This window comes from Candidatus Kosakonia sp. 282A-S69, from assembly GCF_029433855.1.
Lineage (GTDB): Bacteria > Pseudomonadota > Gammaproteobacteria > Enterobacterales > Enterobacteriaceae > Kosakonia > Kosakonia cowanii_A.
Map to the genome: position 1 here is coordinate 246,028 of NZ_JAROAU010000001.1, position 22,003 is coordinate 268,030.

Below are 22,003 nucleotides of genomic sequence, written 5' to 3' on the forward strand. Positions count from 1 at the left end.
GAATTAGCCTAATCATCATGGAAAGGGATTCGATCATGAGTGAGATAGCGTTAATGGTCAGCATGCTGGCGCTGGTGGCAGTGGTAGGGCTTTGGATCGGCAATATCAAAATACGCGGCATCGGCTTTGGCATTGGCGGCGTGCTGTTTGGCGGGATTATTGTTGGGCACGTCGCCGATCAACTGGGAGTGACATTAAGCAGCCCGATGCTGCTATTTGTGCAGGAGTTCGGCCTGATCCTCTTCGTCTACACCATTGGCATCCAGGTTGGGCCGGGGTTCTTCGCCTCGCTGCGCGTCTCGGGGCTGCGCCTCAACCTCTTCGCCATACTGATTGTGCTGCTGGGCGGCCTGGTCACGGCGATCCTGCATAAACTCTTCGCTATTCCGTTGCCGGTGGTGCTCGGTATCTTCTCCGGCGCGGTGACCAATACCCCCGCTCTTGGCGCCGGGCAGCAAATCCTGCGTGATTTGGGCCTGCCCGCGGCGCAGCTGGATGTGATGGGCACCAGCTATGCAATGGCCTATCCGTTTGGCATCTGCGGTATTTTGCTGAGCATGTGGCTGCTGCGGGTGCTGTTTCGCGTCAATGTGGATGAGGAGGCCCGCAAGCACGACGCCACCCTCAATAGCGGCGTCTCGCATATTCGCACCATTAATGTTCGGGTTGAAAACAGCAACCTCAACAATATGGCGATTCAGGATGTGCCGTTGCTCAATAGCGACAAAATCATCTGTTCGCGGCTAAAGCGGGACGAAATGCTGATGGTGCCCTCGCCCACCACGGTGATCCAGGCGGGCGATCTGCTGCATCTGGTCGGCCTGCCCCGCGATTTACACAACGCTCAGGTAGTAATTGGCAAAGAGGTGGCGACCTCGCTCTCCACCCACGGCACCGATTTGCGGGTTGAACGCGTGGTGGTGACCAATGAAAAGGTGCTGGGAAAAAAGATCCGCGAGTTGCAGCTGAAAGAGCGCTACGACGTGGTGATTTCTCGCCTCAATCGCGCCGGGGTAGAGCTGGTGGCCAGTTCCGATGCCAGCCTGCAGTTTGGCGATATCCTCAACCTGGTTGGTCGACCAGCGGCGATTGAGGCCGTAGCCAGTGAAGTGGGCAACGCGCAGCAAAAATTACAGCAGGTGCAGATGCTGCCGGTGTTTATCGGTATCGGCCTCGGCGTGCTGCTCGGTTCGGTGCCGCTGTTTATTCCCGGTTTTCCGGTGGCCTTAAAGCTTGGGCTGGCGGGCGGGCCGCTGATTATGGCGCTGATCCTCGGGCGTATCGGCACCATCGGCAAGCTCTACTGGTTTATGCCGCCGAGCGCCAACCTGGCGCTACGTGAACTCGGTATTGTGCTGTTTCTGGCCGTTGTTGGCTTGAAGTCCGGCGGCGATTTTTTTGCCACCCTGACCCACGGTGAAGGCGTGCAGTGGATGTGTTACGGCATCTTTATTACCGCCATTCCGCTGATGACCGTCGGCGTGCTGGCGCGGATGCTCGGCAACATGAACTACTTAACCCTCTGCGGTATGCTGGCCGGGTCGATGACCGATCCACCGGCGCTGGCCTTCGCCAATAATCTGCATGGCACCAGCGGCGCGGCGGCGCTCTCATACGCGACGGTCTATCCACTGGTGATGTTTTTGCGCATTATTACCCCTCAACTGCTGGCGGTGCTATTTTGGGGCATGGGCCAGGCGTTTTAGCCTGGGCAATGGCCTGCTTTACAAGGAGTCTTGATGAAAATCTCCCGCGTCGGCGAAGCGCCCGATTACCGTTTTTCGCTGGCCAATGAGCGCACCTTTCTTGCCTGGATCCGCACCGCGCTGGGCTTTCTCGCGGCGGGCGTCGGCCTCGATCAGCTGGCACCGCAGTTTGCCACGCCGCTGATCCGCGAAACGCTGGCGCTGCTGCTCTGCCTCTTCGCCGGGGCGCTGGCGCTGTATGGCTATCTACGCTGGTTGCGTAATGAGAAAGCGATGCGGTTAAAAGAGGATCTGCCCTACACCCGCACGCTGCTGCTCATCAGCGTGGCGCTGGCGGCGGTCGCCGCGGTGGTGATGGCACTGGTGTTCTATGCCGGATAGCCGCAGAGCGCGTCGCGCCATCGATCCCGGTTTGCAGCCAGAGCGCACGTCGCTCGCCTGGCTACGCACCCTGTTCGGCTATGGCGCGCTGATGGCGCTGGCGGTGAAGCATAACTGGCAGCAGTCGGGCACGCCGTTCTGGATCTCCCTCGGGCTGCTGGCGCTGGTGGCGGGTATTCTCTGGCGTTATACCCATCTGCGGCAGCGGATGGATGTGAACGCCGGTGACTTTGCGCTACCCGGCAGCGTGCGTGACAAGCTGCTTATCGCCCTTGGTGTCTTCTCTCTCGCCCTGCTGTTCGCCGTCACTCATATTCGCCAGTTATGGCTTTTGTTCTGAGCGCGGGAAAAATTTATTACGCTTTGCCGCTACGCGCGCTGAGTAAAAGCATGCTAAATACATGTAATCGCCCCCGATTTTCGCAAGGTCAACCGTGTTAAAGCCACTGATTGCTGTTGTTATGTTGCTGGCGGCAGCCGCTGTGTATGCCGCCGATACACCGCTGACGGCGGCGCGTTACGCGCAGCAGTTGGGCGTCGGCATGGACGTTGACTGGGCGCGCACCGAGCGCGGTATTCGCGAATTTGATCCGCTGGTGGTGCGTGATTTTTACAACGCCGGCATTCGCCATGTCCGTATTCGCGTGGCGGATAACATGACCGAAGCGCGGCTGATTCACCTGCGTAAGCTGGTTGAAGCCTGCGAAGCCTATGGCGTGACGCCGATTATCGCTTATCAGGCCGATGGCTTTAAAGCCGATCCCAACGCAAAAACCGAAGCGCAGCTGGTCGCCTGGTGGACGACGGTCGGGCAATTTTTTGGCCGCGATCACCCGACACTCGGTTTTGATGTGATTTACGAACCCGCCGACAAACTGAACCGCGATCTGCCCGCCCTGAACCGCACTTATGACAATGTGGTGCGTACGCTGCATCAGATTGATGCCCAGCGCATGATCTTCATCGCCCCCCGCTTGCGCGCCGCGCCCGAAGATCTCGCCTCACTGCGGTTGCCTGCGCACAGCCAGAACTACCTGCTGGCAGAGTGGCATATCTTTCCGTGGGGGCCGCTGAAAACCAACGGCAAATATCCGTGGACCTCAGGTACCGCGGCGGAAAAAGCGGCGATCCGCGCCCGCATCGCTGCGGCGCTGCACTGGCAGCAAAAAACCGGTCACGCCAGTTGGGTCGGTGGCTGGGCGGTCGGCGAGTCGATAAAAAATGCGCCGACCGCCTCGCAGATGGCCTTCGCCCGCTTTATGGCGTGTGAGCTGAACCGGGCGAAAATCCCGTATGCGATCAATGCCGACACGCAATTTTATGATGGAGAAGAGGGCGCATGGCGGCCTGCGCCCGCACCGCTGCTAAAAGAGATGATTACGCCAGTCTGTGAAAAGCCCGACCAGAGGCCGGGCCATCATGAGGTTAAACCGCCGGTTCGTGGTGGCCAGGGCGCGACGCCAGCGGCAGCCAGCACAACACAATCAGCACGCCTGCCAGCGTCATCAGCATCCCAAGGCTAAACTGGCTGTTTTGCGGCAGCTGCGCAGAGAGCCACGCGAGCCCGCCGGAGCCCATGTTCTGCAGGCCGCCAATCAGCGCGCCCGCCGTACCGGCTAAGAAGGGGAACGGCTCCATCGCGCCGCTGGTCGCCAGCGGGAAGAGCATCCCGGCGCCGAAGAAGAAGATCGCGGCGGGCACCACTAAAGTCCAGATAGTCATTACGCCGAGAATGCCGGGGATCCACATCAAGATGCCGGCCAGCAGACAGCTCAGCGATGCCTGCCACATCAGCGTGGTGAAGCGCTTATTCTGCCGTCCCGCAAACCACGCGCCGAAAAACGCCGCCGGAATAGGCAGGATAAACAGCACGCTCACCGTCATACTGTTCAGCCCCAGCACACCGCCCATCAGCACGCCGGAGCAGGCCTCGAACACCGCAATGCCCGCCAGGCCGCCAATCAGCATCAGCAGATAACAGCTAAACGCGCCGTTACCGAGGAGGGTTTTATAACTGGTGATCAGCCGCGAGCGCGGCGCATCCACCGGGCGCGTTTCCGGCATCCAGCGCGCCATGCTGTAAGTAACAATCACGCACAGCACCAGCAAGAAGATAAAGCAGGCGCGCCAGTTCACCAGCGTGTTGAGCACGCCGCCAATTAGCGGTGCCAGCAGCGGGCTGACCAGAATACCCATATTTAACAAGCTATTGGCATGACGAAGCTCGCTGCCCGCATAGAGATCGCGCGGCAGGGTGCGCGCCATCACGCCGCCGACGCCGGTACCGATGCCCTGCAGGGCGCTGGCAAGGATCAGCACCGCTAAGCTGTTGGTTGTGATAGCAATAAGCGTCGCGAGCATGAAAATGGTCATGCCCGTGAGGATCACCGGGCGGCGCCCCACTCTGTCGGCCAGCGGGCCATAGAAGAGTTGCGAGACGCCATAGGTCAGCAAGTAGGCCGCCATTACGCTCTGCACCGCCCCTTTACTTACCGCCAGGTCATGCGCCATATCGGCCATCGCTGGAATATAGATGGTTTGCGCCATCTGGCCGACCGCGACCAGAAGCACCAGCATCAATAACAAATTGACGTTTCTCTGCCTTTTCATATCGATGATTACTTTTAAAAAATGAAGAATTATAGAATATATGGCTGCAAGTCAGCCCAGGTTGCGGAGGAATCTACCACAAGGCGTGAGAAGAGCCACCAGGTGAGACAGTAATTGGCAGAGGCTGCCAGGCAGGATTTATAAACAATTATCGGCAACTTTTGTTGCCAGAATGATCTACGAGAGGCGCAGCAGGATCGCCCCGGCTGCAATGCCGCAGGCGGCGACAACGCGCACCCCCGCTACGCGCTCTTTGAGCACGAAACAGGCTAACAGTGCGCCGAACAGTATTGAGGTTTCACGCAGCGCAGCCACCACCGCCAGCGGCGCTTGCGTCATCGCCCAGAGCGCAAGGCCGTAGGAGCCGAGCGTACCGATGCCGCCCGGCAGCCCTGATTTCCAGTTAGCGACCAGATAACGGGAAACCGCGTGGCGGCGCGCCACCATTGCCCACAGCAGCAGGCAGAAACCATTGAGGAAGAAGGTCCAGAGTGTGTAACCGAGCGCCGAACCCGAGAGACGAACGCCGGTGCCATCCACCAGCGTATAGCTGGCGATAAAACAGGCGTTGAGTAGCGCCAGCCAGATACCGGTTCGCGACTGGCTGCGCCCGTTAAAGGCCATGCCGAGAATCGACAGGCAGATAACGGCAATCCCGCTCCACGCCAGCGCGCTCAGGGCGTCACCGAGAAGCAGCACGCTGACTAACGCCACCAGCAGCGGCGCGGTGCCGCGCATCAGCGGGTAGGTCTGGCTCATCTCTGAGACCTGATAAGTTTTGGCGACCAGCACGGTATAGACCACCTGCAGGGCGCAGGAGAGCGCGAGGTATGGCGCGCTGGCAAGCGCTGGCTGAGGAGAGAAAGGGAGCAGCACCAGCGCGATAAGCGCGGCGAACCCGCTGACAGCAATGGCGGAGTAGAGCTTGTCGCTGCCCGCTTTGACGATGGCGTTCCAGCTGGCGTGAAGCAGCGCGGCGAAGAGCAGAATGCAGAAAACCGAAAGCGTCATGGCGACCTGCGCACGGGAAATGTCACCAAAATGTAACATGACCGGCGCAAGGCGCGCCAGAACGCGAATATTAAAGAGGGGCGGTTGCCCGCCCCCCTTTGGTGCGACTTGAACCTGAGTTACCGAAGAAACTTCAGGACTGCTTCAAGTAGTTGCAACAAGGCAACAATGAGTTTCAGGATCAGGATAACCATCTCCATCTGGCCCATACGCATCTCCTCAGGTAAAGGAGCACCGGCTGACTTACCTTTCCGCTGCCTGTTATCAGCCGTGTTGTTGGCGTAACGCAGTGTGCTCTCAAGGGGTTAAGGCGCTGACGGCACCACCCGTTTCAGCCAGGACTTAGCGCGCCGTAGTTGCGGCCCCCACACAGATGCGCAACATCAGTATATGCGAGTACTGTATTTATATACAGTAATTATTGGTTGTTTTTGCGCCATTGAACCATACTTAATGCGGATGATTATGTGTAAAAATTGCACAGCCAGATGATATAGCGTATAGTTCCGCTGTTGACGTAACGCAGTGTGCTTGCGGTCACCAGCCGCAAAAGCTGCAAAAAAAACCTCGCTCCGGCGGGGTTTTTTGTTTTCAGCGTGGCAGTAAGAAATGTGATCAATGACCCACTTTGCTGCCGGTGCGTAAAAAGCAGTTGTCGGGGAGTGATTCCTGTGTTTGTATAAATCTCGTTAATGACATAAAAATTGTTCACACAACAGGTCCCCCATGAACGCTGCCACTAAACCGATGAACCTACTAAAAACCGCGCACAACGCCGCGGTGGTCGTCGTGCGTGTGGTGGTGGTCGTCGGCAATGCGCCGTAGGGTCCGGAACAACACACGATTCCAAAACCCCGCCGGCGCAAACCGGGCGGGGTTTCTTGTTTTATCCCTCCCGGAAAGTCGGCTCAGAATAAGAAGGACTGGAGCATGGCAAGTTCGGAAAGCACTCCTCAATCCACGCGCTACACCGGCGCGCAACTGATTGTTCATTTACTGGAGCGACAGGGCATCACCACCGTGACCGGCATCCCGGGCGGCACCGTGTTGCCGCTGTACGATGCCCTGAGTCAAAGTACGCAGATTCGTCATATCCTGGCACGTCACGAGCAGGGTGCCGGTTTTATTGCCCAGGGGATGGCGCGTACGCAGGGGAAACCGGCTGTCTGTCTGGCCTGTAGCGGGCCGGGTGCGACCAATCTGGTTACCGCCATTGCCGATGCGCGCCTCGACTCCATCCCGCTGGTCTGCATTACCGGCCAGGTGCCCGCCTCAATGATCGGCACCGATGCGTTCCAGGAAGTGGACACTTACGGCATCTCTATCCCCATCACCAAACACAACTATCTGGTTCGCGACATTGCCGAGCTGCCGCAGGTTATTAGCGACGCGTTTCGCATTGCGCAGTCTGGCCGTCCTGGCCCGGTGTGGATAGATATTCCTAAAGATGTGCAGACTGCGGAGATCGTCTTAAGCGAACTGCCGGAGCCCGGCACTAAAGCTCCGGCCCCGGCGTGGAATGCGCAGGAGGTGCGCGCCGCCGCAGAGATGATCAATGCCGCACAGCGCCCGGTGCTCTACCTGGGCGGCGGAGTCATCAATGCACCGCAGCAAATTCGCCTGCTGGCAGAGAAAGCCAGCCTGCCGACCACCATGACGCTGATGGCGCTCGGTATGCTGCCGAAACACCACCCGCTCTCTCTCGGTATGCTCGGCATGCACGGCGCACGCAGTACCAACTTCATTTTGCAAGAGGCGGATCTGCTCATCGTGCTGGGTGCGCGTTTTGATGACCGGGCGATTGGCAAAACCGAGCAGTTCTGCCCGAACGCGAAGATTATTCATGTCGATATCGACCGCGCCGAACTGGGTAAAGTGAAGCAGGCGCATGTCGCCATTCAGGGCGATGTCGGCGAAGTATTGGATGTATTGATCCCGCAGATTGAGGCGAGCGCGCGCCACGCGTGGCGCAACACCGTCGGGCAGCTGCAAGCGGAGTTCCCCTCCACCATTGCGCAGAACAGCGATCCCTTAAGCCACTACGGGCTGATTAACGCGGTGGCGGCGTGCGTCGATGATGAGGCGATTATCACCACCGATGTCGGGCAACATCAGATGTGGACGGCGCAGGCCTATCCGCTCAATCGCCCGCGCCAGTGGCTCACCTCCGGCGGCCTCGGCACCATGGGCTTTGGCCTGCCGACGGCGATCGGCGCGGCGCTGGCGAACCCGGAGCGTAAAGTGATCTGCTTCTCCGGCGACGGCAGCCTGATGATGAATATTCAGGAGATGGCGACGGCGGCGGAAAACAATCTCGATGTCAAAATCATCCTGATGAATAACGAGGCGCTGGGGCTGGTGCATCAGCAGCAGAGCCTGTTCTACAAATCCGGCGTCTTTGCCGCCACCTATCCGGGCATGGTTAACTTCATGCAGATTGCTGCCGGGTTTGGCCTGCACACCTGCGATTTAAACGCCGCCGCCGATCCGCAGGCCGCGTTGCAGGAGATTATTGACCGCCCAGGACCTGCGCTGGTGCATGTGCGCATCGATCCACAACAGAAAGTCTACCCGATGGTGCCGCCGGGCGCGGCGAATACAGAAATGGTGGGGGAATAAGCCATGCAGAGCAGTGATAACGTCATTCTTGAACTCACCGTGCGTAACCACCCGGGCGTAATGACCCACGTCTGCGGGCTCTTCGCCCGCCGGGCATTCAACGTGGAGGGCATTCTCTGTTTACCGCTCCAAAACGGCGAGCAGAGCCGCATCTGGCTCCAGGTCGCCAACGATCAGCGCCTTGAGCAGATGATAAGCCAGATCGACAAGCTGGAAGATGTGGTGCACATCATCCGTCACCCGAGCGATCCCGGCGTGTTCAACAAGCTGGGGCTCTTTTTTGAGTAAGCGCTAAAGCGGCACGCCGCCCGTCAAGGCGGCGCGCTGTGGCCTATTTCTTACGCGGCAGCGGGGTGCTGAGGTAGTAGCGCGACTTCTTATTGGTTCGCACGCCGACGACCACAAGCACCACGATGAACAGGATATAACCGATATAAGACATTACTCATCCTCCAGTACGCCAAGCTTGCCCAGTAACGCCACTTGCCACTCGGGCGCCCTTTTTCTATCCCGCTTCGCCAGGAAGCGAACCACTAAAAAGTTGACGTAGCGCGACTGGAAAAACTGCTCCATTTTTTGGTAGTGATCGTCCGGCCAGAGCTCGATGGCGTAGTTGATCCAGCGGATAAACAGCCAGACATTTTTACGCATCCCGCCGCGTTGGTTCAGCACGCCAAAGGCATAGAGATAGGCGATATAGGCTCGCTTCTCCTCTTCAACGCGCGCCTCAAGCAGCACCTCAGCACACACTTTTTCCACCGCCAGCCGCTGATGCTCCGCATCACGGGACCAGAAGAGCGCGCAGGCATAGTCATAATGCGCCAGCGCGTGTCCGCGCCGGGTCGCTTCCTCTAACAGCTTCAGGCGCTCGGGCTGGGCTTCCCTTCCGTGCTGCGCTTCCAGGATGCGGCTTTTGCGGAACAGCGCTTCCGGCGAGCGGTTCTGGCAGGCGCGATCAAGCGCTACGGTCGCCGACTCTGCGGAGGGTGTAATCAGCAAGTTGCTGGCAGCAACCGGTGCCAGGCCACTGTGAATGTCACTTAACAGCAGCAGAGCGGGGATCACGTCATGTTCGGCGAGCAGAGTTAAAAAGCCCTGCGCCTGCGCTTTCTGCTGGAAGAAGCAGAGACGGTTGAGCAGCACGTTCAGCTTGTCCGGCCCGATGCGATCGTCCGTTTGCTTCAGACGCGCAAGCCACGGCTCCGCCGGGCCGGGGAGATGAACACCTTCCAGCGTCTGCAAACGCAGATAGGCGCTCAGCAGCAGCTCGGTCTCATTTTCGCAGCGCGCGCCGGTCAGCGCGATATAGCGCGGGAAGAGCCCCTTTTCATCTTGCAGTGCGTACTCTTTATGGCACAGCACCGACAGCAGCCAGAAGAGCAGTGCACCCTCCTGGGCAAACAGCAGCCGGACTGAGCCGTGGTTGAGCATAAACTCAATGCTTTCGTAGATGCGTCGCGCGAAGAGCGGGCTATGGGCGTAGAAGGTGTAATCATCATCCAGCAGGAAATGGACGTAGGTATCCAGGCAGGTGAGGTGCAGCGCTGCCTTATCTTCCGGCTCCATCGGCAGTGCCAGCATCTGCTGGAACTCCTCATCGAACGCGCTGATCGCTTTGCCGCTGTGTTTATCGGGCCAGTGTTCGGGGTTACCGAGTTTATCCAGCCACTTCACGCTGTAGAGTTTGTTGCGCTTAAGCTCCGGCAGCGTGGTGCAGTAATGGCTGGCTAAAAAGTTGTCGATGGCAACATGCTCATCATCGCCATACCAGCGCGGGTAGAGGTAGTAGATAAACTGCTCGCGCACCGGCATGCTTTGCGGGTCGCACTCCAGCGCGCGGTTGAGCCAGTAAAGCGGCGGCATCTCCGCTTCCTGCTCGTCTGCGACGGGCAGACCGGTATAAATCGGCTCACTGGAGAGCGGTAAACCGCCTTTTTCGCGGGCGAAAGCCAGCGCCGCGTCTGAATAAGCGCTCAGATCGAGCTGTATCGGCTGATGCGGCTCCTCGAACCACGCGGGTTGGTTAAAGTGTCCGCTCGCCGTCAGCAGTAGGTAATAGAGCCAGGACGTCTGGTTATTCAGGGAGATCGCCTTCGCCGCCCAGTAAAAGAGCAAGTCGCTGCTGATGCGGGCGCGGCTCCACTGGGTTGCGGTCACCCGGTCTGCATACTGGCCGCCGCGCGCGTCGCCGGCGATGTTAAGCCAGCGCTGGGCCAGCATGGCACAGGGATAATGAGCCTGCGGCTGCTGCTGATGCCAGGCGGTCAGCAGCTCGACGATCCTCTCTTCGCTGAAGAGCTGCGGGGTAAAAAGAAAGGTGTACTGGCTGATGATGGGAAAAAACGCATCATCGCGATCCTGCTGCCAGCGGGCCTCGGCGGCCGCGTAGTAGCGGGTAAGCGCTTCAAACTCCCCGGCCTGCATCAAATCGCGCAGCTGCTGGCGGACAGTAAAAATCTCATCCAGTGAAATCATGGTGCCTCATAAGGGAGATGTAAGAAAAATGTTGCCCATTGTCCCGAAAAACGCGCCGGGAACAAACCCCTGATTTAGGGGTTTGAGCGCACTTAGCACTGTTAGTCGACGGCGATTTGCCCGTATGATGAGCCTCTTTTCGCTGCGGGAGAACGTATGATCTGGTTGATGTTGGCCACGCTGGTGGTGGTCTTTGTGATTGGTTTTCGGGTGTTAACCTCCGACTCCCGCCGTGCGATCCGCCGTCTTACCGACCGGCTTAATATTCAACCCGTGCCGGTGGAGTCGATGATTGATCAGATGGGCAAAACCGCGGGCAACGAATTCCTGCGCTATTTAGCGCGTCCCGATGAGGCGCACCTGCAAAATGCCGCGCAGCTGCTGCTGATCTGGCAGGTGGCGATTGTGGATAGCGGTGAGCAAAATTTTCACTACTGGCACCGCCTGATGCAGAAAGCGCGGCTTGCCGCACCGATCACCGATGCGCAGCTGCGCCTGGCGCTCGGCTTTCTGCGTGAAATCGATCCGGATAAAGCTGAACTGAGCAATTTCCAGATGCGCTACAACGCGCTCTTCGCGCCGGAAGAGGGCGTCTACTGGCTGCACTGAGGGCGAAGCTGAAGAGTTGCCGAATTGTTAATTGCGTCACACTTTATGAATGTTACACTGCGCGACTTTCACGTTTAACAATTAAGCAGGTAATCAATGAGTGAGCAAAGTGTGGCGCAATCTTCGGCCGATCCGGTCACGCGGCCTAACTGGTCTGCCGTTTTCGCTGTGGCCTTCTGTGTAGCATGCTTGATCACCGTTGAGTTTCTGCCGGTCAGCCTGCTGACGCCGATGGCGCTGGATCTGGGCGTCTCCGAAGGGCTTGCCGGGCAAACCGTCACCGTGACGGCCTTCGTCGCGATGTTCGCCAGCCTGTTTATCACCAGCATCATTCGCACCACCGACCGCCGCTATGTGGTGTTCGCCTTTGCGCTGCTGTTGACCCTCTCCTGCCTGCTGGTCTCGTTTGCCACCAGTTTTACTCTGCTGCTGATCGGGCGTGCCTGCCTTGGGTTGGCGCTCGGCGGCTTCTGGGCGATGTCGGCCTCGCTGACCATGCGTTTAGTGCCGATGCGCACGGTGCCGAAAGCGCTGTCGGTCATCTTTGGCGCGGTGTCGATTGCGCTGGTGATTGCTGCGCCGCTGGGCAGTTTTCTCGGTGGGATTATCGGCTGGCGTAACGTCTTTAACGGCGCGGCGCTGATGGGCCTGGCCTGCATCATCTGGGTGTGGATGGCGCTGCCGTCGCTGCCGGGGCAGACCGAGCAGCATCAGAATATGTTTGGCCTGCTGAAACGCCCCGGCGTTGCGGCGGGGATGCTGGCGATTTTCATGGTCTTCGCCGGGCAGTTCTCCTTCTTTACCTACATTCGCCCGGTCTATACGACCCTCGCCGGTTTCAGTGTGGATGGGCTGACGCTGGTGCTGCTCAGTTTTGGTATCGCCAGCTTCGTGGGCACCTCCTTCTCATCGGTGGTGATGAAGCGCTCGGTAAAAATGACGCTGGCTCTTGCGCCGCTGACGCTGGCGATAAGCGCGCTGGTGCTGATTTTGTGGGGCAGCGATAAAGTGGTGGCGGCGGGGATCGCCATTGTCTGGGGGCTGGGTTTTGCCCTGATTCCGGTAGGCTGGTCAACGTGGATCACCCGCACCCTTGCCGATCAGGCAGAGAAGGCCGGTTCTATTCAGGTAGCGGTTATTCAGCTGGCTAATACCTGCGGCGCGGCAATTGGCGGCTTCGCCCTCGATCATTACGGCCTGCTCTCGCCGTTAATGCTCTCCGGTGGCCTGATGCTGCTCACCGCGCTGCTGGTGGCGGCAAAAGTGAAGGTCAAAGCCTGAACCTCAACAGGCCGGGTGGCGCTGCGCTTACCCGGCCTGTGACGCCTGCTCGTTGCACCATTTTGTAGGCCCGATAAGGCGCAGCCGCCACCGGGCAACCTGCTTTGGTTAAGCAGCGCGCCCCCGGCGGCGTGAATCAAGCGCGATCAGCAGTACCGACGAGACGATCAGCAGCGTGCCGAGCCAGTCCGGCAACGTAAAGGCCACGCCGAGCAGCGCCACGGAGAGCAGGGCGCTGCTGAGCGGTTCAGCGCAGCTTAAAATGCTCGCTTTCGAGCCGCCAATCATCTGCGCCCCCTTCAGATAGAGGCTGAACGTCACCGCCGTGCCAATCACCACCAGGTAGAAAAAGGCCATTAACAGTGCGCCGTCGATCACAAAATCACTCCCCTGCCCGGCATAGAACGGCGTCAACATTAACCCCGCCAGCAACATACTCCAGCCGACAATCGGCAGCGTGCCGTAGCGGGCAATCAGCGCCGAGGGGTAAGTCGTGTAAAAGGCGGCGGAAAAGGCGGAAATAATGCCCCACACCAGCGCGCCGGAGGAGATGGAGAGCGAGGTGAGATTGCCGTGCGTCACCAGCAGGAAGGTGCCGATTAACGAGGTCATGATGGCGGCTGAGACCAGCAGCGTCGGACGCGCTTTGCGTACCAGCGCAAACCACGCGACGATGATCGTCGGCGAGAGGAATTGCAGCACCGTGGCGGTGGCGGCGTTAGATTTCTCAATGGTCACCAGGAAGCTCAGCTGGACCACCATCGCGCCAAACAGCGTGAAGAAGAGCAGGCTCAGCGCATCTTTACGGTTTTTGAGAAGGGTAAAAATCTTGTCGCCGTGGAAAAACGACAGCGTGAGCAGGATCACACCGGTAAACAGCAGGCGCGTCATGGTTAACCACTGCGCAGAGATCGCGCTCCTCTCCATAATAAACTGCGCGCATACCCCGGAACTGCCCCAAAGCACTGCCGCGGCCAGTACGCAGAGCATCCCTTTTTTCGTCGAACTCATTGCTAACCCGTTGATAACTTATTAACAGGTTAAGAAGCATAACACAGGCGTGCGCGGGAACCGGAGGCGGCTTAGGGTCGGCCGCCTCCGGCTTTTTACCTTACCACCAGGCTTCCCACATCGCGCCGATGTTAAGCGAGTCGAGGGAGGTATCGTTGGTGCCGTTGACGCGTGCGGTGCGTTTGTTATCCACTTCGCCGCCGGTCACGTAGAAGCGCAGCATCGGGCGGAACTCCGGCCCCATCGCGATAGAGATGTTCTGCGACAGCGTGGCTTTCCAGCCGTGGTTGTCGCCGCCATCATCATAATCCACGCGCTGGTAGCCCAGCTCCAGCCAGGTTGAGTGCACATCGTTCCACCAGTGCATTGGGCGAACAATCGCGCCATAGTTGCGGCGATTATCCGTTTTTATACGGCTGTTGTCGTAATCATGGAAGGCGAGCAGATAATCCACCTGGGTTTGCTGGGTGAATTTATAGGTCCCTTCAAAGCTGGTGTAGAGGGTCTTCAGATCGTCGGTTTTGTTAAAGACGCTGTTGTCCGAGTTATCAGAGTAGCGGGCAATCAGCTTGTTGATGCCGCTATCGTAGGTATGGCTCAGCACCGCGCCGCCCTGCCAGGCGTGCAGACGCTCGTCGCGATCCACCGCTTTTGAGTCAAAGCCGTAGTTGGCGTAAATCTCCAGATCGAGCGGGCCGACTTTCATGCCGTGCACTTTTGAGGTGACCGCATAGTTGCCTTTATCGCCGACGTTAGAGCTGCCGGTACAGGTGATGCGCGACGGGTTGGATTCATCCTCCAGCACTTCCGGGCTACAGGATTCAATAGAGCCAACCACGGCAACGTCAAACTGCACGCCGCCAATATCGAAGTTTTTCACCCCTGCGCCCTGGCCGTCGTGGTTCATCCAGAAGTAGTCGTTGATCCCCTGCTGTGGACGCTGGTGGAAATCACGCCCCGCCCAGAAGTAGGCGTTAGGGTTGGAGGCCAGCAGATTGGTGACGCCAGCGTAGGCTTTTTTCAGGTTAACTTCATCGCCCCAGTGATCGAACATCACATTGATGTCCCATATCGCGCCGTTATCGCCTTTGAACGCTTTCGAAAGCTGGAATTCGCCACCGTTGCCTTCGTTGCCGAGACGACCAATCGCCGACGCGCCGTTGTAGGAGCCATCAACGCCGACATATTTCTGATCGCCGGACTGATAATGCGCGCCATAGCGGGCATAACCGGTAAATTTCACGCCGTAGGGGATCGCCAAATCGGGAGTTTGCGCTGCGCTTTGCGGCTCAACCACAACATCGGCTTTTTTATTTATTGCGGCGTCCATTTTCGCCTGGCGCTCCGCCAGCGCTTTATCCACCGCTTTTGCGACAATGGCGTCAATTTGCTCTTGCGTAAACTCCTGGGCGAGGGCGGAACCAGAGCAAAGTGTAGCCGCAACCGCCAGCGCCACTGGAAGTTTTTTATTTATCTTCATGGTTATCTCAATATAGTAAGTTGTTCTCAGACAATAACCTTCCGCTCCGTGACAGAGAGGAATATTGCCATCATCAAAACAGACTGCTTTATTTTATTAAGTTGGGTACAGACGTATTAAGATTTACCGTAATCAATTCTCCATTCAGTTACGCTGATAAAGCTGAACGATCTCCTCAGATAATTCACGAGCTAATAACGACGTCATCAAATGGTCCTGCGCGTGCACCATAATCAAAGTCATCGGCTGACGGCCTTCGCCAGCATCCTGTTCGATTAATTTGGTTTGCATCTGGTGCGCCTGGCGCGCATAGCCATCGGCTTCCTTCAGCAGCAGTTTCGCTTCATCAATGTTGCCTTCGCGCGCGGAGCGCAGGGCTTCAAAGCAGAGGCTGCGCGACTGCCCGGCGTTGACGATAATCTCCATTACCGCCTCTTCAAGTGCGACCATAATTTTCAATCCTGAGTAGTAAAACCATTATTTTCAGCGGTGGCGGCAAACCACTCTCCGCTTTTTTTAACGGTGCGTTGTTGGGTGTCGAGATCTAATTGCACAAAGCCGTAGCGGTTTTTATAGGCGTTACACCACGACCAGTTATCGATAAAGGTCCACATATGGTAGCCAAGACAGTGACTGCCTTCGCTAATACCTTTATGCAGCCAGATAAGATGATCGCGAACGAAATTAATTCGGTAGCTATCGTTTATCTGGCCATTTTCAATAAACCGCTGTTCATTCTCGACGCCCATACCGTTTTCGGAAATAAAACAGCGTGGGTTACCGTAATTAATGCGCAGGTTGGTGAGAATATCGTAAATACCCGGTTCATAAATTTCCCACCCGCGATAAGGGTTCATTTTACGGCCCGGCATATCGTAATAATCAAACAACCACTCCGGCATAAACGGCGAATCGGGATTGACCGCGCTCTCCCGGCACTTTACCCGCCGCGGCTGGTAATAGTTGATGCCGAGCAGATCGATCTTCCCTTCTGCGATAAGCGCAATATCGTCCGGCTGGCAGGCGGGTAGCTGATTGTGCTCTTTCAGCAGCGCCACCAGGTCAGCGGGATACTCGCCACGCAGTACCGGGTCGAGAAAACTGCGGTTAAACAGTAAGTCAGCATGGTGCGCCGCCTTCACATCCGCCGGGTGCTGCGAGCGCGGATAAGAGGGCGTCAGGTTGAGCACAATGCCAATCTCACCGGGATAGTACCCGGCGCGAAAAGCGCGCACCGCACTGGCGTGAGCCAGGACCGTGTTATAGGCCACCGTGGCCGCACGCTTGAAGTCGACCACGTTCGGGTAGTGGAAATCGTAAAGATACCCGCCCTCCACCGGCACAATCGGCTCGTTGAAGGTGAACCAGTGATGCACGCGATCGCCGAACAGCTCAAAGCAGATCTGCGCATAGCGGCTGAAGGCGTCGACCACTTCCCGGCTCTCCCAGCCGCCCTTCTCCTGCATCACCATCGGCATATCAAAGTGGAACAGGGTAATAAATGGCGTAATGCCCTGCGCCAGCAGTTCGTCAATCACGCTGTTATAAAACGCCACCGCCTGTGGGTTCACCTCGCCGGTGCCGTCCGGGATAAGGCGCGCCCAGCTCAGGGAAGTGCGAAAGCTGTTGTGCTTAAGCTGTTTGAGCAGGGCGATATCCTGCCGCCAGTGGCGGTAGAAGGTCGACGTCTGCTGCGGCCCCACCTGCTGATGAAAACGCCACGGCTGCTGAGCAAACCAGGCATCCCACGTGGTGGCGCTTTTACCAGCCTGTTCGCTTTCCCCTTCAGTTTGCAGCGCAGAGCAGGCGCTGCCCCACCAGAAGTTTGCGGGAAATTCATATTTCATTACCGGCTCCTTTTAATTACTGCGGACGGTTTCCGCCATCGGGGCGCTGCTCTGCGCTGCTTTTTCCTCTTCTGCTTTCATCAGCGAGTGCTCGTAAGCACGCAGGAAAGGCAGATACATCAGGGCGGACATCACCATACAGATCAAACACATCACCAGCGGGCTAAGGGCCCAGTTTGCCGCCCATGAAGCACCGATTGGCGCAGGCGTTGTCCACGGTGTCAGGGAAACCACCTGGGCAAGCAGCCCCATTCTGGTGGCGGTCCAGGCGAGCACGGCGTTAATCAGCGGGACGCAGACAAACGGCACAAACAGCATTGGGTTCATGATGATCGGCGCGCCGAAGAGAATCGGTTCGTTGATGTTAAAGAAGCTCGGCACCACGCCCATTTTGCCGATGGTACGCAGATGGGTGACGCGACTGCGCAGCAGCAGGAAGGCGAGCGGCAGCGTGGAACCGACACCGCCAATCAGCAGGTAGTGATCCCAGAAGCCCTGCAGATAGACGTGCGGTAACGCCGCGCCTGCCGCCAGTGCGGCCTGGTTCGCGGAGAGGTTGGCCATCCAGAACGGGTTCATGATGCCAGTGACAATCAGCGAACCGTGGATGCCGGCGAACCAAAAAATCTGGCACAGCAGCACAGAGAGCAGAACCGCAGGCAGCGAGTCGGAGGCGGAAACCAGCGGCTCAAGCAGATGCATAATCGCCTGCGGCATAATCATGCCGGTTTGCGCTTCGATGAAGAGGTTGAGCGGGTGCAGCGTGGCGATAATCACCAGCACCGGAATGAGGATCTCAAATGAGCGGGCGACGCCGGTCGGCACCTCTTTCGGCAGACGAATAGTGATCTTGTGCTGCTTCAGCCAGGCGTAAACGCGTGACGAGTAGATAGAGGTGATCAGCGCAGTAAAGATGCCCTGACCCGAGAGATACTGCGTCGAGATGGTGCCATCTTTGTAAGGCGCGGCGACCAGCAGAAACGCCATAAACGCCAGCAGACCGGTCATCACCGGGTCAAGATTAAACTGGCGGCCAAGACTGGCACCAATACCGACAGAGATAAAAAAGGTCATCACACCCATGCTGAGGTTAAATGGCAACATCAGCTGTTCGCGGTATTCGGTCGAGAAATCAAGCCACGCGCGGGCAAAGCCGACGGTGGTATCCGCGGAGAAGGGCGGGAAGATAAACACCAGCATAAAAGAGCCGATGATCATAAACGGCAGTGCGGCGGTAAAGCCGTCGCGGATGGCGATAACGTACTTTTGTTGACCCAGGCGACCGGCCAGCGGCGTGATGCTTTGCTCAATCACCGTAATCATGGATTGGTAGAGGGAACTCATAAGAACACCTTTTAATGTGCCGCTTCAATCAGCGACAGAGCATAGTCCAGTACCTCGTCGCCACGTTGCATGCCGTAATCCATCGGGTTGATGGGTTGTACCGGAATGCCCTGAGCGGCGGCCTTTTCTGCCAGTGTTTTTAACATGTATTTAACTTGTGGACCGAGAAGCACGACCTGGTAGCGCGGGAACTGCATATCAAACTCAGCAACGCCGTACGCATCGATCTCAACCGGAATATCGCGGGCTTTCGCCGCCTCTTCCATTTTCCTGACCAGCAGACTGGTGGACATACCGGCTGAGCAACACAACATGATCCTGAACATCGTTAACCGTCCTCGAAGTGTAAAAAGTTATTGCGGAGACGATTGGATATCATATGGAAACCGGTTTCCATGAATTCGCCATAGAAGTGTGATAGCTGTCAATATCTGTAAATAATAAGGCTGGTTTATTCGATTTCCGTCACGAAATTGCGCCTTTTCAACAGGCAAAACGGCACAAATGGAAAATCGGTTTCCATGAAAAAAAGAAACGGCTATACTCGCGATGGTTATAGATTAGCCATTGCAGTATCTGTTTTTTGCGGGCGCGCTTTGTGCCTGCCAGGGGAGAAAGATGTCTACAATCAACGATGTATCACGTTTAGCTGGGGTGTCGAAAGCCACAGTCTCACGGGTGTTGAGCGGTTCGCGTGGCGTTAAGGAAGCCAGCCGCCTCGCAGTACTGAAAGCGGTCGACGAGCTGAACTATCGGCCCAATGTTATCGCCCAGTCGCTGCTCAGCCAGTCGACAGGCTGCATCGGAGTGATCTGCGCGCAGGAGAATGTTAACCAGACCACCGGTTACCTCTATGCGCTGGAGAAGCATCTCAGCCAGAGCCAGAAACACCTGCTTTTGCGCTTCGCCAACACCCAGACAGAGGTGATGAGCGCGCTGGATGAGCTCACCTGCGGGCTGTGTGACGATGTGCTGATCATTGGTGCCCGTTTTCCGCTGTCCGTTGATGACGAGAATGTGATCCTTGTGGATTGCGTTGAGTCTGCCGATACCACGCTCAACAGTATTCAGTTCGATCGCGCCTTTGCCGCCGAAACCGCCTGCAACTACCTGACAAGCCAGGGTCGCCGCCAAATCGCGCTGATTCATCCGCATAATGCCGCCGCCGAACAGGTGCTGCACGGGTATAAACTGGCGCTGGAAAACAATTTCCTGCCCTTCAACCGTAACCTCGTCTTTATGGATGACACCTCATCATCCGTGGCGCTGCAAGTGCTGCTGAACAACGCCACCACGCTTAATTTCAATGCGTTACTGGTTGCCGATGAGCAGGAAGCGCAGCGTGTGATCCCGCAGTTACAGGCGTTTAATAAATCTGTGCCGGAAGATATTATGGTCTTCAGCCTTGCTGGCTCGCTCCATCTGCCTGGCATTCCGACTATTCCGGCGATTGAATACTCAATGGATGCAATGGCTGCGCGTATTGTGTCGTGGCTTAATGAGAAAACGCAGAGTGTATTAGGGACATATCGCGTACGCGGGGATTTAATTATTCCGGACGTAAGAAAACGCTAAATAGCATGGCCTCCGAAAGGGGGCTTTTATTTTATATCAGATAAGAATACTCTTTTCGCCGGTTAACCTTTCTCAAACTCCCCCTTCGCTATTGAAATATAATAAAAAATAAACAAACCTATAACGCATCGATTCTAAAGGAGCTTAATCGGTATCGAGTCGTACCTGTAAATTCCATTCTTTTAATAAGGAAGGTTGCTATGTGGCACTCGAATATAGGTGAGTCAGAGATAAAAATCCTGTTTGCTTTTATTATGTTGATAGTCGCCGTGCCTGCGGATTCACATATTCAGAAGCTGACAACCGCCGCGATCGTAAAGATATCGACGGATCCATTTACTGCCCTTCTTTCCTCTGACTGCCATAATGAGCCCGGAAATTTCGTCCATACCGCCAGCGAAAAGAACAGCAGCTTTGTCCTTGATGATCAGCGGCATCGCGACTATTTCCGCAACCTGGCAGAGTGCTCCTTCTCTTGCGATCTGTGCGCATCCTGCTGCCCCGGTTATAGGGGGCTTAGCGATAATCGTGCACAATTAACCAGCTACAGCGCGCCGTTTGAGCAAGAAAAGAGACGTTATTCCGACGATATCGAATGGTTTTTACCCTGCTGTGACAACGTGTTAATCGCAGCCTGTTATTGAATTGAGAGTGCGTTTTTTCATATACCCCTGCGTTGATGGTCTGACTTGTACGACTTGTTAGATTTGCCGGTCTGTGGACCGGCTTTTTTTTGGCAGGCCGCCGCAGAGCCAAGGAGAAGAGCCGTGGAAAAGAGAGAGAGCATCTGGAAAGTTGCCGGTATTACTAACCTCGCCAGTCGCCTCTATTGTCCGCTGGTCTCCCTGACGGATGGCCGCGTCTTTCGCACCGTCCGACTGGAGCTCGATGGGGATCAGTTGAAATATATGACGCTGCGCGAGATAGAGGTGGTGGCAGTCAGCCTGATTAAAAACCATGCTGATGAGAGATCCTAAAATAACAGGCGTGCAGAAAATAAAATGCATTCGTCTGGGCACTACCTTCGGCGTAAAAACGAAGGCCGGGAATAACCCACAATGCCCAGGCGAATGCGTTCTGGAAGCGCAAAAAACATTAGAGGAATATAGCGATATGCCCGCGTGTCAGAAAGCCCCGGGTTTCACTATCAGACAAAATAACCTACTCAGGGAGGGGTCTCATCGCTGTCTGCTTTACACCCTTCATGACAGGGTAAATTGCATTTGTCAGACTCTGAGTCATAACAGAAATGGTAGAGAGGACAGGTTTCGCAGAGTGCTCTCTCATTATTACAACGCGTCTTGTATATATGGTTCAGGCATTCATTATCCTGATTTTTGTCCTCAACGCTCAATACACGAATCAGCTCGCGGGAAGACATGGTATGTTCTATTTTTTGCGCTAGCTGCGATTTGTAGGCATAAATAGTCTTAATCTGCAGGCTTTTTAATTCGGCGATTTTCTGGATTGATAAACCGGCAATAAGCAGTCGAAGGGTGTTAATCTCATTTGGCGTTGCGCCCAGTAAATAAAGCCGGTGATAGATTTTGTCCTGAATCTCTTTATATAACGTTTGCCTGTCATAAAGTAGATTCATCATTCTTGGGCGCATAATGCCTGGAGAGAGGCAGACCGGCGAGCGGTCGACACGCATCGCTGTCTCTATCTCCGCGCGCGTCAGAGTAATCAGTTTCGAGTGCGTGATGCAGCGCTTCTCTTCAAAATAAAACTCAGCAACAACTTTATCATTGAGATGGATTTTTCGCGCCGTAAAGAAAACTGCGCGCAGCCGTGAAGTTGAGGCGATGGCTGCGATAAGTATTACTTTGCGGTGCGGTGAAGCATCAATGATTAAGGGTAGTGAGGTGTTTTTATGCAGGACCTCTAAAAGCTTTTGCTCATCCTGATATATTTTTATAACGATATAACTGTTTTTTTCAAAAAATGCGGTGATGGCCAGGAGCGCAGGCCAGGAATAGCTAAAGACAATGATCTCAGCAGACATACAAAAACTCCCTTTATTTATACCTGCAAGTATGAGCGGTATTTCTTTT

At 56.3% G+C, this 22,003-nt stretch carries 23 protein-coding genes; 12 read left to right on the top strand and 11 right to left on the bottom strand.

Translation table 11 applies throughout. The annotated features are described in order from the left end of the window. Positions 1 to 35: 35 nt before the first annotated feature. The 4 genes from PU683_RS01125 to PU683_RS01140 all read left to right on the top strand — a co-directional run bounded on the left by PU683_RS01125 (position 36) and on the right by PU683_RS01140 (position 3,610). Positions 36 to 1,706, top strand: coding sequence for a putative transporter (locus tag PU683_RS01125; protein ID WP_277169720.1), 1,671 nt, complete (start codon positions 36 to 38; stop codon positions 1,704 to 1,706). A gap of 33 nt (positions 1,707 to 1,739) precedes the next feature. Further along, positions 1,740 to 2,087, top strand: coding sequence for a YidH family protein (locus tag PU683_RS01130; protein WP_277169721.1), 348 nt, complete (start codon positions 1,740 to 1,742; stop codon positions 2,085 to 2,087). After that, positions 2,077 to 2,427, top strand: a complete 351-nt coding sequence (locus tag PU683_RS01135) for a DUF202 domain-containing protein (protein WP_277169722.1) — start codon at positions 2,077 to 2,079, stop codon at positions 2,425 to 2,427. Before PU683_RS01130 ends, PU683_RS01135 begins: the two co-directional genes overlap by 11 nt. Positions 2,428 to 2,521: 94 nt before the next feature. Continuing rightward, positions 2,522 to 3,610 carry a cellulase family glycosylhydrolase gene (locus PU683_RS01140; RefSeq protein ID WP_277169723.1) on the top strand — a complete coding sequence of 363 codons (1,089 nt, stop codon included), beginning with the start codon at positions 2,522 to 2,524 and terminating at the stop codon, positions 3,608 to 3,610. On the opposite strand, the gene emrD is transcribed toward PU683_RS01140, so the two are convergent. The 3 genes from emrD to tisB form a co-directional block, all read right to left on the bottom strand. Continuing rightward, on the bottom strand, positions 3,513 to 4,697 hold the full coding sequence (gene emrD / locus PU683_RS01145; protein WP_277169724.1) for a multidrug efflux MFS transporter EmrD: 1,185 nt from the start codon (positions 4,695 to 4,697) through the stop codon (positions 3,513 to 3,515). The two genes, PU683_RS01140 and emrD, sit on opposite strands and share 98 nt — an antisense overlap. 177 nt (positions 4,698 to 4,874) lie before the next feature. Beyond that, a complete protein-coding gene (locus PU683_RS01150) occupies positions 4,875 to 5,708 on the bottom strand; it encodes a DMT family transporter (RefSeq protein WP_277170462.1) in 834 nt (277 codons plus the stop codon). A gap of 119 nt (positions 5,709 to 5,827) precedes the next feature. After that, complete coding sequence (gene tisB / locus PU683_RS22390) at positions 5,828 to 5,923, bottom strand: type I toxin-antitoxin system toxin TisB (RefSeq protein WP_431190917.1); 96 nt, start codon at positions 5,921 to 5,923, stop codon at positions 5,828 to 5,830. A 511-nt stretch (positions 5,924 to 6,434) separates the two neighbouring features. Between tisB and ivbL the strand changes: the two genes are divergently transcribed. From ivbL to ilvN, 3 genes are all read left to right on the top strand, one after another. Continuing rightward, a complete protein-coding gene (ivbL, locus tag PU683_RS01155) occupies positions 6,435 to 6,533 on the top strand; it encodes an ilvB operon leader peptide IvbL (RefSeq protein ID WP_124966939.1) in 99 nt (32 codons plus the stop codon). A 105-nt stretch (positions 6,534 to 6,638) separates the two neighbouring features. Beyond that, on the top strand, positions 6,639 to 8,327 hold the full coding sequence (gene ilvB, locus PU683_RS01160; RefSeq protein WP_277169725.1) for an acetolactate synthase large subunit: 1,689 nt from the start codon (positions 6,639 to 6,641) through the stop codon (positions 8,325 to 8,327). 3 nt (positions 8,328 to 8,330) lie between these two features. Next, a complete protein-coding gene (gene ilvN, locus PU683_RS01165) occupies positions 8,331 to 8,615 on the top strand; it encodes an acetolactate synthase small subunit (RefSeq protein ID WP_277169726.1) in 285 nt (94 codons plus the stop codon). Positions 8,616 to 8,768: 153 nt separating this feature from the next. On the opposite strand, the gene PU683_RS01170 is transcribed toward ilvN, so the two are convergent. Continuing rightward, positions 8,769 to 10,802 carry a DUF4034 domain-containing protein gene (locus tag PU683_RS01170; protein ID WP_277169727.1) on the bottom strand — a complete coding sequence of 678 codons (2,034 nt, stop codon included), beginning with the start codon at positions 10,800 to 10,802 and terminating at the stop codon, positions 8,769 to 8,771. Positions 10,803 to 10,958: 156 nt separating this feature from the next. On the opposite strand from PU683_RS01170, the gene PU683_RS01175 reads away from it, so the two are divergent. Together PU683_RS01175 and nepI are read left to right on the top strand one after the other, a co-directional pair. After that, positions 10,959 to 11,411: a DUF1198 domain-containing protein gene (locus PU683_RS01175; RefSeq protein WP_054803550.1), complete on the top strand. Its 453-nt coding sequence runs from the start codon at positions 10,959 to 10,961 to the stop codon at positions 11,409 to 11,411. Between the two features lie 96 nt (positions 11,412 to 11,507). Further along, entirely contained in the window at positions 11,508 to 12,692 is a 1,185-nt protein-coding gene (nepI, locus tag PU683_RS01180) for a purine ribonucleoside efflux pump NepI (RefSeq protein WP_277169729.1), read from the top strand. Positions 12,693 to 12,800: 108 nt separating this feature from the next. On the opposite strand, the gene PU683_RS01185 is transcribed toward nepI, so the two are convergent. The 6 genes from PU683_RS01185 to PU683_RS01210 form a co-directional block, all read right to left on the bottom strand. Beyond that, positions 12,801 to 13,703 (bottom strand): EamA family transporter, encoded by a 903-nt coding sequence (locus PU683_RS01185; RefSeq protein ID WP_277169730.1) that lies wholly within the window; start codon positions 13,701 to 13,703, stop codon positions 12,801 to 12,803. 100 nt (positions 13,704 to 13,803) lie between these two features. Then, the gene (locus PU683_RS01190) at positions 13,804 to 15,183 is read right to left on the bottom strand and encodes a carbohydrate porin (protein WP_277169731.1); all 1,380 of its coding nucleotides are present in this window, start codon (positions 15,181 to 15,183) and stop codon (positions 13,804 to 13,806) included. Positions 15,184 to 15,327: 144 nt separating this feature from the next. Next, complete coding sequence (locus tag PU683_RS01195) at positions 15,328 to 15,633, bottom strand: PTS lactose/cellobiose transporter subunit IIA (RefSeq protein WP_094422682.1); 306 nt, start codon at positions 15,631 to 15,633, stop codon at positions 15,328 to 15,330. A 5-nt stretch (positions 15,634 to 15,638) separates the two neighbouring features. Beyond that, positions 15,639 to 17,030, bottom strand: a complete 1,392-nt coding sequence (locus tag PU683_RS01200; RefSeq protein WP_277169732.1) for a glycoside hydrolase family 1 protein — start codon at positions 17,028 to 17,030, stop codon at positions 15,639 to 15,641. 12 nt (positions 17,031 to 17,042) lie between these two features. Then, a complete protein-coding gene (locus PU683_RS01205; RefSeq protein ID WP_277169733.1) occupies positions 17,043 to 18,374 on the bottom strand; it encodes a PTS sugar transporter subunit IIC in 1,332 nt (443 codons plus the stop codon). Positions 18,375 to 18,385: 11 nt separating this feature from the next. Continuing rightward, the gene (locus tag PU683_RS01210) at positions 18,386 to 18,700 is read right to left on the bottom strand and encodes a PTS sugar transporter subunit IIB (protein WP_277169734.1); all 315 of its coding nucleotides are present in this window, start codon (positions 18,698 to 18,700) and stop codon (positions 18,386 to 18,388) included. A 292-nt stretch (positions 18,701 to 18,992) separates the two neighbouring features. Here PU683_RS01210 and PU683_RS01215 point away from each other — a divergent pair, with 292 nt between their 5' ends. The 3 genes from PU683_RS01215 to PU683_RS01225 all read left to right on the top strand — a co-directional run bounded on the left by PU683_RS01215 (position 18,993) and on the right by PU683_RS01225 (position 20,926). Beyond that, a complete protein-coding gene (locus PU683_RS01215) occupies positions 18,993 to 19,949 on the top strand; it encodes a LacI family DNA-binding transcriptional regulator (protein ID WP_277169735.1) in 957 nt (318 codons plus the stop codon). A 200-nt stretch (positions 19,950 to 20,149) separates the two neighbouring features. Further along, positions 20,150 to 20,593 (top strand): hypothetical protein, encoded by a 444-nt coding sequence (locus PU683_RS01220; protein WP_277169736.1) that lies wholly within the window; start codon positions 20,150 to 20,152, stop codon positions 20,591 to 20,593. A 123-nt stretch (positions 20,594 to 20,716) separates the two neighbouring features. Next, on the top strand, positions 20,717 to 20,926 hold the full coding sequence (locus PU683_RS01225) for a hypothetical protein (protein WP_277169737.1): 210 nt from the start codon (positions 20,717 to 20,719) through the stop codon (positions 20,924 to 20,926). A 188-nt stretch (positions 20,927 to 21,114) separates the two neighbouring features. Here PU683_RS01225 and PU683_RS01230 read toward each other — a convergent pair whose 3' ends face one another. Then, positions 21,115 to 21,954 (bottom strand): helix-turn-helix transcriptional regulator, encoded by an 840-nt coding sequence (locus PU683_RS01230; RefSeq protein WP_277169738.1) that lies wholly within the window; start codon positions 21,952 to 21,954, stop codon positions 21,115 to 21,117. Positions 21,955 to 22,003: the final 49 nt, after the last annotated feature.